Annotated in this window: 13 protein-coding genes; 9 read left to right on the top strand and 4 right to left on the bottom strand. The window is 66.2% G+C overall.

Features of this window, described 5'->3' with window-relative positions:
• Window positions 1–48 precede the first annotated feature (48 nt).
• The gene (locus ACVMB0_RS34905; protein WP_461349097.1) at window positions 49–1,119 is read right to left on the bottom strand and encodes an AraC family transcriptional regulator; all 1,071 of its coding nucleotides are present in this window, start codon (window positions 1,117–1,119) and stop codon (window positions 49–51) included.
• A gap of 323 nt (window positions 1,120–1,442) precedes the next feature.
• A complete protein-coding gene (locus ACVMB0_RS34900; protein WP_461349096.1) occupies window positions 1,443–2,186 on the bottom strand; it encodes a DUF2147 domain-containing protein in 744 nt (247 codons plus the stop codon).
• A 142-nt stretch (window positions 2,187–2,328) separates the two neighbouring features.
• Here ACVMB0_RS34900 and ACVMB0_RS34895 point away from each other — a divergent pair, with 142 nt between their 5' ends.
• From ACVMB0_RS34895 to ACVMB0_RS34875, 5 genes are all read left to right on the top strand, one after another.
• Window positions 2,329–2,463 carry a hypothetical protein gene (locus tag ACVMB0_RS34895; protein WP_456753333.1) on the top strand — a complete coding sequence of 45 codons (135 nt, stop codon included), beginning with the start codon at window positions 2,329–2,331 and terminating at the stop codon, window positions 2,461–2,463.
• Window positions 2,464–3,384: 921 nt separating this feature from the next.
• Window positions 3,385–4,593 carry an extensin-like domain-containing protein gene (locus ACVMB0_RS34890; protein ID WP_461349095.1) on the top strand — a complete coding sequence of 403 codons (1,209 nt, stop codon included), beginning with the start codon at window positions 3,385–3,387 and terminating at the stop codon, window positions 4,591–4,593.
• Window positions 4,594–4,707: 114 nt separating this feature from the next.
• Entirely contained in the window at window positions 4,708–5,091 is a 384-nt protein-coding gene (locus tag ACVMB0_RS34885; RefSeq protein ID WP_456753335.1) for a response regulator, read from the top strand.
• Between the two features lie 67 nt (window positions 5,092–5,158).
• A complete protein-coding gene (locus ACVMB0_RS34880; protein ID WP_461349094.1) occupies window positions 5,159–5,863 on the top strand; it encodes an SDR family oxidoreductase in 705 nt (234 codons plus the stop codon).
• A 326-nt stretch (window positions 5,864–6,189) separates the two neighbouring features.
• Window positions 6,190–8,862, top strand: a complete 2,673-nt coding sequence (locus ACVMB0_RS34875) for a flavin-containing monooxygenase (RefSeq protein WP_461349093.1) — start codon at window positions 6,190–6,192, stop codon at window positions 8,860–8,862.
• Between the two features lie 44 nt (window positions 8,863–8,906).
• Here the strand turns inward: ACVMB0_RS34875 and ACVMB0_RS34870 are convergent, their stop codons facing one another.
• The gene (locus tag ACVMB0_RS34870) at window positions 8,907–9,749 is read right to left on the bottom strand and encodes a GNAT family N-acetyltransferase (protein ID WP_461349092.1); all 843 of its coding nucleotides are present in this window, start codon (window positions 9,747–9,749) and stop codon (window positions 8,907–8,909) included.
• Window positions 9,750–10,069: 320 nt separating this feature from the next.
• Window positions 10,070–10,711, bottom strand: coding sequence for a TetR/AcrR family transcriptional regulator (locus ACVMB0_RS34865; protein ID WP_461349091.1), 642 nt, complete (start codon window positions 10,709–10,711; stop codon window positions 10,070–10,072).
• Window positions 10,712–10,901: 190 nt separating this feature from the next.
• Here ACVMB0_RS34865 and ACVMB0_RS34860 point away from each other — a divergent pair, with 190 nt between their 5' ends.
• From ACVMB0_RS34860 to ACVMB0_RS34845, 4 genes are all read left to right on the top strand, one after another.
• Entirely contained in the window at window positions 10,902–12,185 is a 1,284-nt protein-coding gene (locus ACVMB0_RS34860) for an HlyD family secretion protein (RefSeq protein ID WP_461349090.1), read from the top strand.
• Window positions 12,186–12,233: 48 nt separating this feature from the next.
• Window positions 12,234–13,823 (top strand): DHA2 family efflux MFS transporter permease subunit, encoded by a 1,590-nt coding sequence (locus ACVMB0_RS34855; protein WP_461349089.1) that lies wholly within the window; start codon window positions 12,234–12,236, stop codon window positions 13,821–13,823.
• Between the two features lie 361 nt (window positions 13,824–14,184).
• Complete coding sequence (locus ACVMB0_RS34850; protein WP_461349088.1) at window positions 14,185–15,984, top strand: ABC transporter ATP-binding protein; 1,800 nt, start codon at window positions 14,185–14,187, stop codon at window positions 15,982–15,984.
• 84 nt (window positions 15,985–16,068) lie between these two features.
• Window positions 16,069–17,454, top strand: coding sequence for an MATE family efflux transporter (locus tag ACVMB0_RS34845; protein ID WP_461349087.1), 1,386 nt, complete (start codon window positions 16,069–16,071; stop codon window positions 17,452–17,454).
• The last annotated feature ends 1 nt before the right edge of the window (window position 17,455 follow it).

Raw genomic sequence — 17,455 nt, 5'->3', positions numbered from 1 at the left:
ATTGCATCGGCGCCGGCTCATCGAATTTCGAAATCGAGGAGCAAATTCTCAGCTCGAACGGGTGATTGCCACCTCGTTCGCAGCCTTTTGCGTGGCCATCGCCTGTCGCCGATACTCGGTCGGCGTCAGTCCGGTGTCCGCCTTGAAGGCGCGGTTGAACGGCGCCAGCGACTGGAACCCGGCATCGAGCGCGATCGTCAGCACCGGCACCTCGGCCTGATCGGGGTCGCCGAGCGCTGCCTTGGCCTCGTCGAGCCGGTAGCGGTTGACGAAGGCGTTGAAGTTGCGGTGGCCGAGCCCGTCATTGATCAGCGTCCGCAACCGGTATTCCGGCATGCCAAGCCTGACGGCCAGGAGGCCGATGGTCAGCCCTTCCTGTCGGTAGGCCCGCTCGGTCGTCATCAGGTGCTTGAGACGGTGGAGCAGGGCACGGTCCGGAGCCGGCAGGTCGGCCGGCGCGAGAGATGCAGACACTCGGCTGGCTTGACCGCCGGAATCCGGTCCGGCGACGGCCGGCTGGTGCTCCGGCGGATCGAACAGCATCGTCCAGATCGACAGCAGCGCGAATGCGGCAAGGCCGAGTGCTCCGCTCAGTCCGATGGACCGGGTCGGAATCGCGGCGAGTCCGGCCACGGCCGCAAGGGTCATCTGGAGGCCGATGCCGATCACCAGTGCGATCAACATCCGGCCGCGTGCCGTTGTCGCGGCGATCCGCCATCCCTTGCTGATTTGCGTGATCCCCAGCACGGCGAAGACGATCGTCGCCAGTGCCAGCCCCCGGCCGCAGCTCCGCGCGAGATCAGGCCAGATCGTCCAGCAATTGTGGCTCAGGACGCCAAGAACGGCGAGGATCGTCCACGCGGCCGCATGCCAGGGGCGCAGGGTAAAGCGCTCGTCGAACATCGTGCGCGCCCACAGCCAGAAAATCACCGGCGAGCCCATCGCGAAGGCGACGATTGGCGAGCTCCAGCCGAATGTCGATGCGGGAAAAAACGGTGCGGTGCTGATCGCGTAGGCCGCGCCGGCCACGCCCATGGTTGCGCCGAGGTTCGCGGCGCGATGCACTGCCGCGTAGCGCAGCAACAGCACCGCGCAAGCCACCAGGAACAGCGCGACCACCGCGCCGCGGAGACCGAGTTCAAGAGCCATCATTGCCATCGCAAGCCGCCCGCAGGTTCAAATCAACCGTGCGACGCTTATAGCGCGTCCGGTGATCCGCATGAAGCGACCACCGGATGACAATCAACTGGGCACCGCCACGCAGCATACTCGGTGTCGTCCCTGCGAAAGCAGGGACCCATACCCTGCGGCGGATGTGATGAACAAGACTCGTCGTTCCAGCATCGCGCAACAATGCCCATTCGTGATTATGGGTTCCTGCTTTCCAGGGACGACAGTTGTGATGAGTTATGCCAAGCGGGTCGATCTCAGAGATCGAAATCCTAGCTGACTCGCTTCCAGGTCTGGCCGCCGCAGAACATGCCGCCGAAGGCGCAGCCCTGCACGCGCATCGCATTCGGGCCCTTCATCGCGATCGTCGAGTCGTAGTTGCGGCCGGAGTCGGGATCGTGGATGCGGCCGCTCCATTTGCTGCCGTCCGCCTTCATGTTGATCAGGATGCGCTCGTTGCTCTTCTCCGAATAGCCGCAGAGATTGGCGCCGCAGGCTTCGACGCGGACATTGCCCTTGTTCTCCTCGGTGGCCCAGACGCCGATCGGTCCGGTCGGCGCCGCTGCGGCAACTGGAGCTGCTTGAGGAGGCAGTGCAGCCTGCGCAGCGACCGGAGCCGGTGCAGGCGCAATCGGCGCGGCGTCAACCGGTGCGGAGGCCGCGGTTGCAACACTTGCCGGCGGCGCAGGGGGCGGCGGGACGGCGGCAGCGAACGGCGCGGCCGGCTGCGGCGCTGCGGCCTGAACCGGGGCGGGGGCGGGCGGTGCCGGCGGGGGCGGTGCGGGCGTTGAGGCGACACCATCATCGTCGGATTTCGAGCCGAGATTCTTGCTGATGCCGCCGATCGTGCCGCTATAGCCCGGCGCGGAGACGCGGATGCAGGACAGCGCGCTGCAATTGCGCGGCGCCTCGACATGGACGCGCTGGCCATCGATCTCGAAGGTGATGCCGGTGCCGCCGGCATGCGCCGCGGTGGTGGCCATCAGCAGCGCGGCGATCGCAACGAGCTTCTTCATCTGAAATCTCCCTGGCATTGGGTGGGGTGCAGCGATGGACCCGGACGCTACGCGGCCTCGGGAGCCTGTTCAGTGACCTGCATCACGTTGGCGGCGCAGGCGGCTGGCCTGCCACGGTGATCGAGATCACTGCGCCGTCAGGATGCGCTGGAACGGCCGCATCTATAGCGAAGACAGCCGCCGCATCCGCTACGGGACGGTCGAATTGAAAGGCGCGGTCAGCATGCGGGTCGAGGCCTGCGCGATCGGCCGCTTCTACTGCACCGGCGCCGATTGACTGCGCGTCTCGCATTCGCGGGCGCGTGTGATTGCCGGATCGAGCTCCTCGAAGTTTTGAGATCGGCACGGCGCTCTGCCTGACCCGTCATCCTGAGGAGGCGCGCAGCGTCGTCTCGAAGGATCGACGGCCGAGCTGCAAAATCGTGGCCGTCGACCCTTCGAGACGCGCGCGATGCGCGCTCCTCCAGCGACAAAGGCGAAGCCTTTGCGCGGGGGTGACGGTTTGGACAACGGAGGTTGTCCTTAAAAGCAAAGCGCCCGGCGTGCCTCCGCCGGGCGCTGAACTCATTGCCTGTCGTTTGGTCTAGAACACGCCGAGAATGATGGCGCCGACGAAGGCTAACGCGATGTACGCGGCCACAATGCTCAGCTTGCTCAGCAGAGGACTCGCGAAGTCCATTGGGAAACTCCCTCGGTTCACAACGCTGCCCGCATTAACGCCGAAGCTAGCAAGGGGTTTCCGAGTGAAAAAGTCAGCGCTGCTGTCCGGCCCCAGGTTCCCGAGCGATGCCGCATTGCGGTGCGCGGCTCAAACAGGCGCCGAATCAAGACGTTGAAGCGCCCGCAAATATATTCGCTGGCGGCGTGAATGGGGTTGCGTCGCTGCTCCCGCATTCCATCCGATCAACCACAAATACGATTACGCCGTTCATCAATACGATCTGGAGTTGATTCGATGGGGCGGATGCGGGATGTCGAAACGCCTGGGGCATTCTCAATCACGACGAGAATCGTGATGAGCGCGAAGCAAGGATGGATCACCTCGCTCAGTCGCGAGCGCAGTCGCTCGGTCACACGTCAAGCGCAACTCGGAAGCGCGCTGCCCTTCCAGGTTCCAGCGCATGGTTAAGAACGCCTCAAACCAATCAGTCGAATCGCGTTGAAGAGTCTTTAATCAAATTCGCAGAACCTCCGCGCCATGACGCGTGGAGTTCGTTTGTATCTCGTCGGCTCCCTGGTCCTTGTGTCGCTTGCTGGTTGCGGCCGCGGTCTGTTCCAGACCGCCGAGCGCGAACCATGGCGGGCCGAGGCCGAGGCCGCATGCCTGAAATCCGGCGCGGTCAAGGAAGGACCGGACCTGGTCCGCATCGACCCGATCACGGGCCCCGGTGTCTGCGGCGCCGAGTTCCCGCTCAAGGTCGCAGCCCTCGGCGAGGCCAGCTCTGCTTACGGATTTGCCGACGACAGCCTGCGTCCGCCGGCGTCGGTCGGCAACCAGCCGCGCTGGCCGATCAATCGTCAGCCCCAGACGCCCGCACAGGCGCCGTATTCCGATCAGGCCCTCGGCCAGCCGAACTATGGCAGCCAGTCCAATGGACCGGTCTCGCTGTCCGCGCCCGGCGTTCCGCCGCAGCAGGGCGAGATCGACCTGCCGCCGGACGGCTCACCCGAAGCGAGCGGCGAGCGACCTTATTATCCGGGCCTGCCGCGCAATCCTCAGCGTGAGGGTGCGGCCGCGCCTTATTCACCGGCGCCGTATTCCCAGCAGCCTCAGGACGCGCCGCCGCGGCTCGGTCCGCCGAGCGGCAATCCGGTGGGGACGGTCGGCCCGGTCGCGGTGAAGCCGGCGGCCACGCTGGCGTGCCCGATCGTCTCGGTGCTCGAGCGCTGGCTCGCCGATTCCGTGCAGCCGGCGGCGCAGCGCTGGTTCGGCGCGCGCGTGGTGGAGATCAAGCAGATCTCGGCCTATTCCTGCCGCGGCATGAACGGCAATTCGCACGCGCATATTTCCGAGCACGCGTTCGGCAATGCGCTCGATATCGCAGCCTTCACGCTCGCCGATGGCCGCCGCATCTCGGTGAAGGATGGCTGGAAGGGGTTGCCGGAAGAGCAGGGCTTCCTGCGCGATGTGCAGGCCGCCGCCTGCCAGCAATTCACCACGGTGCTGGCGCCGGGTTCCAACGTGTATCACTACGACCACATCCATGTGGATCTGATGCGCCGGGCCAGCCGCCGCCTGATCTGCCAGCCTGCCGCCGTCTCCGGCGAAGAGGTCGCGGCACGCGCCGGCGGCCGTAACCCCTATGCAACGCGCGAACCTTATGTCACAGGATCGCTTGGCGGCAGAAAGCCGGCTCCGCGGGGTAAAGCGGGGGTCAACGAAGAAGACGAATTCGCCGACGAATAGGACGCGTCTGATACCCGTATTTGTACTGGGTGACACCGTGCAAACGGTGGCCACTTTTATGTTGCATATGCTTCGAAGCCGGGGGCGCTCCCGGCTGATTTCCGGGGGATAGCTTTGCAAGACGCGCCGATCATTCTCGTCATCGAAGACGATCGTGATCTTCAGATGATGGTAGAGGACGCCCTGAAGGACGGCGGCTACGAGCCGGCGATCGCGGGTTCGGGCGAAGAAGCATTGACGCTGCTCAAGGCGTTCCGCACCAAATACTCCGCACTGGTCACCGACATCCGCCTGCTCGGCCGGCTCGACGGCTGGCGCGTCGCGCGCGGCGCCCGCGAAATCGATCCGTCGTTCCCGGTGCTCTACATCACCGGCGGCGGCGGCGACGAGTGGCCGACCAGGGGCGTGCCCGACAGCGTGCTGCTGAACAAGCCTTTCTCGCCCGACGAGCTGGTTGCGGCGGTGGCGAAGCTGCTCAAGAACGGCGCGCCGGCCTGACGTCCGCGCCGCTCAGGCAATCACGCCGGCCAGCCGTCTGATCGATCATCAACAGGGATATCAAGTCATGGCAGCAGCGAAGGTCGCACTCGTCACCGCAGGCGGCAGCGGCATGGGCGCGGCGGCGGCGCGCAAGCTCGCGGCCGATGGCTTTCACGTTGCGATCCTGTCGTCGTCGGGCAAGGGCGAAGCCCTGGCGGCCGAGCTCGGCGGCCTCGGCTTCACCGGCTCGAACCGCTCGAACGAGGATCTGAAGCGCGCCGTCGACGGGGTGATGGCGCGCTGGGGCCGCATCGATGCGCTGATCAACAGCGCCGGCCACGGCCCGCGTGCCGGCGTGCTCGAATTGACCGACGAGCAGTGGCACACCGGCCTCGACGTCTACCTGATGAACGTGATCCGCCCGACGCGGCTGGTCGCACCGCACATGCAGGCGCAGAAATCGGGCGCGATCGTCAACATCTCGACCGCCTGGGCGTTCGAGCCGAGCGCGATGTTTCCGACCTCGGCGGTGTTCCGCGCCGGGCTCGCCGCGTTCACAAAACTGTTCACCGACAGCTACGCCGCCGACAATGTCCGCATGAACAATGTGCTGCCGGGCTGGATCGACAGCCTGCCGGCCACCGACGCGCGCCGCGACAGCGTGCCGATGAAGCGTTACGGCAAGGCCGAGGAGATCGCCGCGACCATCAGCTTTCTCGTGTCCGACGGCGCCGGCTACATCACCGGCCAGAACATCCGCGTCGATGGCGGTCTGATGCGGTCGATATAAAACACGACTGCGAATCCGTCATCCTGAGGAGCGCGCTCTTGCGCGCGTCTCGAAGGATGCACGGCCCCCGATGCTGCAGTCGGGGCCGCCCACCCTTCGAGACGGCCGCTGCGCGGCCTCTTCAGGGTGACGGGTCTGAAGTCGAGCGCGCGACTTTGACATGCGTTGCCGCAACATGAACCGCACCACTTGCGTCCACACGCTGCGCATCCTGCTCCAGGGCGCGCACGTCACAATTGCGGCGACCTCAGATTGCGTTTGTCGTGATGACAAACCGAAAGGTCAGGGCTAGCCTTCCGCCAAATCAAAACAACCGGGAGGATTGCATGCCAGACGCAGCAGTTGCAGCACGCGCTTCGGACTCAACGCAGAGCGGAACCACGCAGCAGGTCGACGTCGCGGTGGTCGGTGCCGGTTTCGCCGGTCTCTATCTGCTGCACCGGTTGCGCAAGGCCGGCTTCTCGGCGGTAGCCCTCGAAGAGGGCGGCGACGTCGGCGGCACCTGGTACTGGAACCGGTATCCGGGGGCGCGCTGCGACATCCAGACCATCGACTACAGCTACACCTTCGATCCCGAGCTCGATCAGGCCTGGACCTGGTCGGAGAAATACGCGACCCAGCCGGAGATCCTGCGCTATCTCGGCTTCGTCGCCGATCGCTACGATCTGCGCCGCGATATCCGCTTCGGCACCAAGGTCACGCAGGCGACCTGGGATGATGCGACGTCACGCTGGCTGATCTCGACCAATAACGGCGCCAACGTCTCGTGCCGCTACTACATCATGGCGACCGGCTGCCTGTCGTCGCCGAAGCCGCCGGAGATCGACGGCGTCAAGGACTTCAAGGGCGAGATCTATTTCACCGGCCGCTGGCCGCACCAGGGTGTCGATCTCAAGGGCAAGCGCGTCGCCGTGATCGGCACCGGATCGTCGGGCATCCAGTCGATCCCGTTGATCGCCGAGCAGGCCGCGCAGCTCACCGTGTTCCAGCGCACGCCGAACTTCGCCCTGCCTGCCGGCAACGGCCCTGCGCCGGAGGATCGCAAGACCTATTTCGAAACCGACCGCGCCGCCTATCGCGAGCAGGCGCGCTGGTCGATGGCCGGCGTGCCCTATCCGCAGCAGACCGTGGTGAGCTGGCAATTGAGCGATGCCGAGCGCCGCGAGCGGTTCGAGAGGGCATGGGCGGCGGGCGATCTCGTCCACATCCTGACCCAGCTCTGGGCCGACCAGGCGGTCGATGTCGACGGCAACAAACTGGTCGCCGATCTGATCCGCGAGAAGATCGGCGCCGTGGTCAAGGATCCGGAGATCGCCGCGGCGCTGGCGCCGCACGATCACCCCTTCGGCGCCAAGCGTCCCTGCCTCGATACCAACTATTACGCGACCTACAACCGTCCGAACGTCACGCTGGTCAATCTGCGGCAGGAGCCGATCAAGGCGATCACCGCCGGCGGCATCTCGACCGACAAGCGCAGCTTCGATGTCGACGTCATCGTGTTCGCCACCGGTTTCGATGCGATGACCGGCGCGATCATGGCGGTGCATCCGATCTCCGGCCGCGGCGGCAAGTCGCTGTCGGATGTCTGGGCGCATGGACCGCAGACCTATCTCGGCGTCACCGTCGCGGGCTTCCCCAATCTGTTCATGATCACCGGACCCGGCAGCCCGTCGGTGCTGTCGAACATGGCGGTTTCGATCGAGCAGCATGTCGACTGGGTGGTCGAGCGGATCGCGGCGCTGCGCGACGCCGGCTTCACCGCGATGGAGGCGACCGAAACCGCGCAGGCCGGCTGGGAACGCCACATGGCCGACTGCGCGATGCTGACGCTGCACCGGCTCGCCAACACCTGGTACACGGGCGCCAACGTGCCCGGCAAGCCGCAGGGCGTGATGCCTTACACCGGCGGCGTCGGTCCGTATCGCAGCATCTGCAACGAGGTGGTCGGGCGCGGCATGCTCGGCTTCAGGCTCACGGGTCCCGGCGTTGCCGAGCAATGCAATGATGGCGAGGTGGTGCGGCTGCAGCCGGATGTGCGGCTGGTGCTCGGCATGCTGGCGGAGATGAACCTGCCGCCGATCGAGACGATGGGCGCGCAGGGCGCGCGCGACTTCCTCGCCGAGTTCAACAAGGGCCGTCCGTTCGGCCGGCCGGTCGGCGAGGTCGGCACCGGCATGCTGCAAGGCGCGGACGGTCCGCTGCCCTACAAACTGTACCGGCCGGCGACGCCGGGGCCGCATCCGATCGTGGTGTATTTCCACGGCGGCGGCTGGGTGCTCGGCGACGAGCTGTCGGACGATCCGTTCTGCCGCGATCTGTGCCGGCGCACCGGCATGATCATCGTCAGCGTCGGCTATCGCCACGCGCCGGAGCATCGCTTCCCGGCCGCGGCGGAGGACGGCTATGCGGCGACGCGCTGGATCGCGGCCCACACCGCCGAACTCGGCGGCAGGGCAGGGCCCGTGCTGGTCGCGGGCTGGAGTGCCGGCGGCAACATCGCGGCCGTCACCTGCCAGCTGGCGCGCGATCGCGGCGGGCCGGAGATCGCGGGCCAGCTGCTGATCTGCCCGGTCACCGACTCCTCCTTCGACCGGCAGTCCTACATCGACAACGCGGCCGGCTATTTCCTGACCCGCGGCCTGATGTTCTGGTTCTGGGACCTGTACTGCTCGCCGGCCGACCGCACCGATCCGCGTGTCGCGCCGCTGCGCGGCAAGCTCGAAGGCCTGCCGCCGGCATTCATCGCCACCGCGGAGTTCGATCCGCTGCGCGACGAGGGGGATGCCTATGGCGACGCGCTCGCCAAAGCCGGCGTCAAGGTCGAGCAGCTCAAGGGCAACGGCCACTTCCACTCGTCGTTCGTGATGGTCGACGTCATCATCACCGGCGTCGCCGGCCGGGTGAAGATGGCGAAGGCGCTGCGCCGCTTCGCCGGACTGCCCGAGGAGCTGGAGCAGGACAATTTCGCCGCGCCGCAGGTCAACGCCGCGGCGAATTAGAGATGGCGGGTTGGCGGCGCTGCGGTTCGATCAGAACGGCGGCGCTAGCCGAGCTCGAACGTGGTGACGCCGAACACGCGACCGATCCGTAACGGTGGGATCGCGCCGGTGTACATCCGTGCGGTCTCGAACACCGGTGACAGCCCGAGACCTTGCGCCAGCGCAACGGCGTCGCGATTGACCGCGGGGACATCGAGGAAGACCTCGCTGCCGCCGGTGCTCGCCAGCAATGCAGAGACAATGGCCTCGGCGCCGGCGCGGTCGTCGGCGACCAGCGGACCGATCTTGCAGCCGCTGCGGCACGGGCGGATCACGCCCCAGCCGGCGAGAGCGCCGTCGCGCATCAGCGCGCGTCCAATATGTCCCGGCGTATTGATCCAGGCGCGCAGGAAGGCCGGGCGCGGTGCCGGAAACACCGTGGCGTCGTCGGCCTCGATCAGCGCCATGGGCAGATCGGTCAGCGCGACGATGTTCGCGCTCGGCGCGGGCGGTGCGGCGACGCTGCCGCCGTAGCGCACATTGGCGTAGGCGAGCGTGAAGCCCGACTTCCGGTAGTTCGCCTGCTGCGCCACCACGCCGTCGAGCCCGATCACGCGCGGGCGCGCATGCGCGACGGCCGCGTTCCAGATCTTCAGGCCATGGCCGCGGCCGCGCAGATCCGGCCGCACGATGTAAAAGCCAAGAAAGGAAAACCGCGCGCCGTAGTTGACGCAGGAGATCACCGCCGCCGGCTTGCCGTCGAGCTCGCCGATCAAGAAGCCCTGCGGGTCTTCGGCAGCGAAGCAGGGCGCATCGGCGAGACCGGGATTCCATCCCTCCGCCGCGGCCCAGTCGACGGCGAGCGCGATCTCGTCGGGGCGCATATGCCGGATAGTGAGGTCGCTCATGGTCGATGGTCTCGTCGTGCCGGAGTTATTGATCGTGCACATCGACGGCCGGAGAACAATCCCCCGTGGCGGTCTAAGGAGCCGACGTCCGTCACCGTCATGCTGAGAGTGTGAATGTATTCAGCATCATCCTGGACGACGGCGCGTGGGGGAGGCTGCTCGCTTTAAATTCTCAGTCCGTCATGCTGAGGAGGCCGCACAGCGGCCGTCTCGAAGCGCGACGGCCACCAGCCGGGCCGCGCATGCTTCGAGGCTCGCTACGCGAGCACCTCAGCATGACGGGACGAAGAGTACGCTGGTCCGCGAAAAAAGCGTCGATCTCACCCGGCCTTCGGCCGGTACGCCGCGAAGAACACCCGCGTCGCGCTGTCGACCACGGTCGCGATCCGCTCCGGCGAGGGCGACGGATTGGCCTGGAAGATGAAAGCCTGGAACAACGTCGCCTGACACATCTGCATGAATTGCCAGGCGGCGAGTTGCGTGTCGTCCATCACGAGTTCGCCGAGCGCGGCGCGCGCCTCGAGATAGGCGGCGAAGCGGTCGACGGTGTGGGCGATCACATGGGTGTAGAACCGGCTGCCGAGCTCGGGCATCCGCTCGGCGATCGCCATCACGGTGCGGATCGCCGAGCCGCCGCCGGGGCGGCACAGCAGCGCGACATAGGCGCGGCCGAATTCGGGGAGGGTGGTGTCGACGTCGCGGGCCGGATCGAAGTTGAAGGCGACCTTGCCCTGTTCGAGCTTCTCCTCCTCGACGATCGCCGCGAACAGCCCGGCCTTGTCGGGGAAATACACGTAGAGCGTGCCCTTGGAGACGGATGCGGCGCGGGCGATCTCGCCCATGCTGGCGCCGTCAAAGCCGAGCTCCAGGAACACCTTACGGGCGCCGTCCAGGATCTGGCGGCGTTTGGAGGATTCCTCCTCGCCGATGGGCTGGAGGGAAGGGCGGGGCGCTGCAACCATTGATTTAGCTTCTCGGGAAAGAACTCAACCCAGGACGGGAAAGGGAAGAATCGAAGCCTTATAATCTATCCGATGGGAATGTAGATTGACCGAACCGTTCGGTCAATGGTATCCCTAGGGGTGACGATGCGCCGCACGGCCCTTATTCCGCCATCGCGGGCATCGCGTTTTTTGGTGGGGAGCCTCGGCTATGGCCGCAGCACGGGATCAGGCTGCACGCATTGTTCGTTCCGAGCCGGAGATGGCCGAGGACGCGAAGGCGCGCGACGCATCCGCCGATCTCGGCGAGCAGGGCCGCGGTGACGAGGTCAAGCGTCCCGCCGAGGCGCCGCCCGCTGCTGCGCCAGAACAGCCGAAGGCTGCGCCCGCCGCCGCGGCGCCGAAATCCGGCAAGCGCAGATTCGTGATGATGGGCGTGGTCGGCCTGCTCGCGCTCGCCGCCGCAAGCTATGCCGCCTACTACCTGATGGTCGGGCGCTTCTACATCTCGACCGACGACGCCTATGTCCGCGCCAACAACACCATGCTCGGCGCGCGCGTCGCGGGCCACATCGCGGCGATCCTGCCCGGCGACAACGCGCTGGTGCGGGCCGGCGACGTGATCTTCCGGATCGATGACGGCGACTATCAGATTGCGGTCGATGCCGCGCGGACCCGGATCGCGACCCAGCAGGCGACCATCGAGCGCATCGGCCGCCAGGTCGGCGCCGCCGTCAGCGCCGTCGAACAGGCGCAGGCCCAGCTGGTCTCTGCTCAGGCCGGCCTGAAGCGCGCCGATCTCGATTACGATCGCCAGCAGGCGCTGAGCACCAAGGGTTTTGCCTCGCGCGCCACCTTTGAAGTGTCCGAAGCCGGCCGCGACCAGGGCGCCGCCAGCGTGCGGTCCGCGCAGGCGGCCTACGATGCCGCCAAAGACAATGTCGAGGTGACCAAGGCGCAGCAAGCCGAGGCCCGCGCCCAGCTCGCCGAGTTGCAGACCCAGCTCGCCAAGGCCGAGCGCGATCTCGATTTCACCAAGGTGCGCGCACCGGTCGACGGCACCTTCTCCAACCGCCTGGTCAACACCGGCGACTACATCAATGTCGGCCAGCGGCTCGGCAATGTGGTGCCGCTCGACGGCGTCTTCATCGACGCCAACTACAAGGAGACGCAGCTCAAGCGGATCCGCACCGGCCAGCGGGTGACGATCAAGGTCGACGCCTACGGCTTCCGCAAGTTCACCGGCATCGTCGACAGCATCTCGCCGGCGGCGGGCTCGGTGTTCACGCTGCTGCCGCCCGACAATGCCACCGGCAACTTCACCAAGATCGTGCAGCGCCTGCCGGTCCGCATCCGCGTGCCCGCCAGCGTCGCCAGGCAAGGCCTGCTGCGCGCCGGCATGTCGGTCTACACCACGGTCGATACCCGCGAGGGTGCGGCCGATGCCGACGCCGACACCGATCTCGACTCGCCGATGATGATCCATCCGCAGTGATGCCTTGCGGCCTCGGACGCAGTCCGAAGCTCGGAGCCTGATGAGCCCATGGCTGATACGACCACTGCTTCGCCCTCGATGATGACCGGCGCCTCCGAGTCCGAGCGGCTCCAGCCCAGGCGGGTGGTTGCGTTCATCATCATGGTGTTCGGCATGTTCATGTCGATCTTGGACATCCAGATCGTCTCGGCCTCGCTCACCGAGATTCAGGCCGGCCTGTCGGCGTCGTCGACCGAAGTGTCGTGGGTGCAGACCGCCTATCTGATCGCCGAGGTGATCGCGATTCCCTTGTCGGGATTCCTGTCGCGTGCGCTCGGCACCAGGCTGCTGTTTGCGATCTCGGCGTTCGGCTTCACGGCGTCCAGCCTGCTGTGCGGCTTCGCCTCCTCGATCGAGCAGATGATCCTGTGGCGCGCGCTGCAGGGCTTTCTCGGCGCCGGCATGATCCCGACCGTGTTCGCCTCGGCCTACACCATCTTCCCGCGCTCCAAGTTCTACATCGTGGCGCCGATCATCGGCCTGGTGGCGACGCTGGCACCGACCGTCGGGCCCACGGTCGGCGGCTACATCACCGATCTGATGTCGTGGCACTGGCTGTTCTTCATCAACATCGTGCCCGGTGTCATCATCACGACCGGCGTGCTGATCCTGGTCGATTTCGACCAGCCGAACTTCGCGCTGCTCGAGCGCTTCGACTGGTGGGGCCTGATCTTCATGGGCGGCTTCCTCGGCTCGCTCGAATATGTGCTCGAAGAAGGCCCGCAATATGAATGGCTGCAGGACACCTCGGTGGCGGTCTGCGCCGCGATCTGTTTCGTGTCGGCGATCGCCTTCTTCTGGCGGGTCTTGACCGCAGAGGAGCCGATCGTCGATCTCTACGCCTTTTCCAACCGCAATTTCGCGGTCGGTTGCGTGCTGCAGTTCTGCATCGGCATCGGTCTCTACGGCCTGACCTACGTCTATCCGCGCTATCTCGCCGAGATCCGCGGCTACAGCGCGCTGATGATCGGCGAGACCATGTTCATCTCCGGCATCACGATGTTCTTCATGGCGCCGGTGGTGGGCCGGCTGATGCAGAAGGTCGATCTGCGCTACATCATCGCCTTCGGTCTCGTCACCTTCGCGCTCGGCTCCTGGCAGATGACCTGGATCACCCGCGAGTACGATTTCTACGAACTGCTGCTGCCGCAGGTACTGCGCGGCATCGGCATGATGTGCGCGATGGTGCCGACCAACAATATCGCGCTCGCCACGCTGCCGCAGGATCGCGTCAAGAACGCCTCCGGCCTGTTCAACCTGATGCGCAACCTCGGCGGCGCGGTCGGGCTCGCCGTGATCAACGAGGTACTCAACGATCGCACCGACCTGCACATCTCGCGATTGCAGGACCGCGTGACCTGGGGCAACGCGACGGCGGTCGAGACCCTCAACAACTTCGCCCAGCGCCTGCAGGGCATGGGCGACTCCACCCTGATGGCGATGAAGCAGCTCTCGCAGCTCGTGCACCGCCAGGCCCAGGTGATGAGCTACGGCGATGCCTTCTTCATGCTGTCGCTGTTCTACGTCGCGCTCAGCCTCCTGGTGCTGTTCGTCAACAAGCCGCCCTCGATGACCGCAGCCGGCGGCGACGCGCATTGAGGGCTTCGCCTTGCGCGCTGTGCGCCCGGTGGCGTGAGCAGCGTTGCCTGATCGACACATTGACGCACTCACGCTTATGTCATCTTGCCAATCGCGCGTGATGCATTTATAAGCGGCGCATCGTTTCACGAACCGGGGAGATGCACATGATGTCGTTTGTTTCGCAGACCGTGCGCCCGCGTTCGATGCTGCTGGACGCGCTCGCGCACTAGGTCCCAGCGCTGATCGGGCCTGATCCCCGATCACCCAAACTTCCCAATACGTTATCGACAATTTCACGCGACACCCGCGGCCGGAGTCCGCCCGCACGTCGCCCCAGATGGAGCCGGCCGGCGCGATGTTCGCGTGGCCGGAATGTGTCATGAGCTCTCTCGAGACCAAGCGGCCGGCCGCGATCCGGATCGTCTTGCCATTCGTGTTCCGCCATTGGCTGGAGCAGCCGCTGCGCGCCACCGCCGTGACCGCCGGATTCCTCGGCGCGACCGCGGCCGATCTGTTCATGCCAGTGTTCTCCGGCCATCTGGTCGATGCCCTGACCGCGGGTTCGGCGGATGCCGCCGCGCGCCATGCGGCGATGCTGGCGTTCGGCGCCATCGTCGGGCTCGGTGCGCTGTCGCTGCTGCTGCGGCTCGTCGGCATCCAGACCATCGTGCCGTTCACGCTGAAGACGATGTCCGATGTCGGGCAGCAGGCCTTCATGAGCGTGCAGCGCTTCTCGACCGACTGGCACGCCAATTCGTTCGCCGGCTCCACCGTGCGCAAGATCACGCGCGGCATGTGGGCGCTCGATTTGCTGAACGATACCATCCTGATGGCGCTGTTGCCGTCGGTCGTGGTGCTGCTCGGCTCGATGATCCTGCTCGGCGTGCACTGGCCGCAGCTCGGCGCGGTGATCGCGGTCGGCTCGGTGATCTATGTCGCGATGACCATGGTGTTCCAGGTGCGCTATGTCGCGCCGGCCGCGCGCGTCTCCAATGCGTGGGACACCAAGGTCGGCGGCACGCTGGCCGATGCCTTGACCTGCAACGCGGTGGTGAAGTCGTTCGGCGCCGAGACGCGCGAGGACGTCAGGCTCGACGGCGTCATCAGCCGCTGGCGCCGGCGGGTGCGGCGGACCTGGCTGCGCTACAACCACACCTCGACGGCGCAGCTCGTGGTGCTGCTGTGCTTCCGTGCCTCGGTGATCGGCGGCGCGATCCTGCTGTGGGCGGCCGACCGCGCCACGCCGGGCGACGTCACCTATGTGCTGACCAGCTACTACATCATCCACGCGTACTTGCGGGATGTCGGCATGCACATCAACAACCTGCAGCGTTCGGTGAACGACATGGAGGAACTGGTGCAGATCCATGGCGAGCCGCTCGGCATTGTCGACGCGGTCGACGCCAAACCGATCGACATTCAGGGTGGCCGCATCGTGTTCGACGACGTCACCTTCCACTATGGCGGCCATCGCCGGCCGCTCTATGACGGGTTGTCGGTCGACATCGATGCTGGCGAGCGCGTCGGTCTGGTCGGGCGCTCCGGCTCCGGCAAGACGACGTTCGTCAAGCTGGTGCAGCGGCTCTACGACGTCACCGGTGGCAAAATCCTGATCGACGGTCAGGACATCGCCCAGGCGACGCAGCAATCGCTGCGCAGCCAGATCGCGATCGTGCAGCAGGAGCCGATCCTGTTTCACCGCACGCTGGCGGAGAACATCGCCTATGGCCGGCCCGGCGCCAGCGGGGAGGCGATCGAGCAGGCGGCGCGGCTTGCCAATGCGCATGACTTCATCATGCGGCTGCCGAAGGGGTACGGCACGCTGGTGGGCGAGCGCGGCGTCAAGCTGTCGGGCGGCGAGCGGCAGCGCGTGGCGCTGGCGCGCGCCTTCCTGGCCGATGCGCCGATCCTGATCCTGGACGAGGCGACCTCGAGCCTCGATTCGGAATCCGAGGCGCTGATCCAGCAGGCGATGGAACGGCTGATGAAGGGCCGCACCTCGATCGTGATCGCGCACCGGCTGTCGACCGTGCGCAGCATGGATCGCATCCTGGTGTTCGATCGCGGCGAGATCGTCGAGCAGGGCACGCATGAGGTGCTGGCCGCTCGCCCGGGCGGCATCTACCGCGGCCTGTTCGAGCGTCAGGCGACCGAGTTCGGTCAAGCGGCGGCGGAGTAAGCGAGAGCGCGCGGCCGGCGGGCGATGTCCCGCCGGCCACGCGCCGGAATGGATACGACAATCGATTTCGAGAATGGAATTGAGATGAAGGATCTTACGCGCGGCTCCATCGTGAGTCACATATTGACCATGGCTCCCCCGATCGTGGTCGGCATGATCACGATCATGATCTGCCAGCTGGTCGACCTGTATTTTGTCGCCGGTCTCGGTGAGGCCGCCGTCGCCGGCGTGGCTGCGGCCGGCAACGCCGGTTTCCTGGTCAACGCGCTGATGCAGGTGCTGGGCGTCGGCACCGTCGCGCTGATCGCGCACGCGGTGGGACGCACGGATCGCGCCGACGCCAACCTCGTGTTCAACCAGTCGATGGTACTGTCGGTGCTGTGCGCCCTGTTGACGCTTGTTGCAGGCGTCGTGCTGTCCCGCCCTTACATGCGCTCGGTCGCGGCCGACCAGGCCACCATTGACGCGGGCACCACCTATTTGTTGTGGTTCATGCCGGCCCTGGCGCTGCAATTCCTCATTCAGGTGATGGCGTCCGCGCTGCGGGCGACCGGCATCGTGCGGCCCAGCATGCTGGTGCAGGCGGTCGCGGTCATCATCAACATCGCACTGGCACCGGTGCTGATCGCCGGCTGGGGCACCGGCCACGCGTTCGGGGTTGCCGGGGCAGGCCTGGCGAGCTCGATCGCCGTTCTGATCGGCGTGCTGATGCTGTTCGTGTATTTCCGCAAGCTGGAGCGTTATGTCGGGTTCGATCCCGCGCAATGGCGTCCGCAATTGCGGCAATGGACGCGGATCCTCAATGTCGGCCTGCCGGCCGGCGGCGAGTTCGCGCTGATCTTTGCCTGGATGGGCGTGATCTATTACGTGCTGCGCGATTTCGGGCCGGCAGCCCAGGCCGGGTTCGGCATCGGGACGCGCGTGCTCGGCCTGATCCAGATGCCGGCATTGGCGGTCGCGCTCGCCGCCGGGCCGATCGCCGGCCAGAATTTCGGCGCCGGCAACGGCGCGCGTGTGCGGGAGACCTTCATCAAGGCGGTGTCGATCGGCACCATCGTGATGATCGTCTTCACCGTTCTCGCGCATTGGAAACCCGGGTTGTTGCTCGACGGCTTCTCGAACGATCGCGAGACCATGGCGGTCGCCGCCCAGTTCCTGCACTTCGTCTCCATGAACCTCGTCGCGCAGGGGTTGGTCTTCACCTGCAACAGCATGTTCCAGGGCCTCGGCAACACCAGGCCGGTGCTGCTGAGCTCGGTTGTGCGGCTCGTCACCTATGCGGTGCCGGTGATCTGGCTCTTGACGCGGCCCGGCTTCCGGATCGAGTATGTGTGGTACCTGTCGATCGTATCGACGTCGTTGCAGGCCGGTCTGAGCGTGTGGCTGCTGCGTCGCGAACTCAGCAAGCGTCTCGCGCCGCCGGCGCGCGACGTCGCGCCGGAACGCGCTGGTCTTGAGCTGGTCGGATGAC

The organism is Bradyrhizobium sp. USDA 4451, assembly GCF_054822585.1.
The sequence above is the reverse complement of the archived record's forward strand: the minus strand, read 5'-3'. Positions and strand labels throughout refer to the sequence as shown.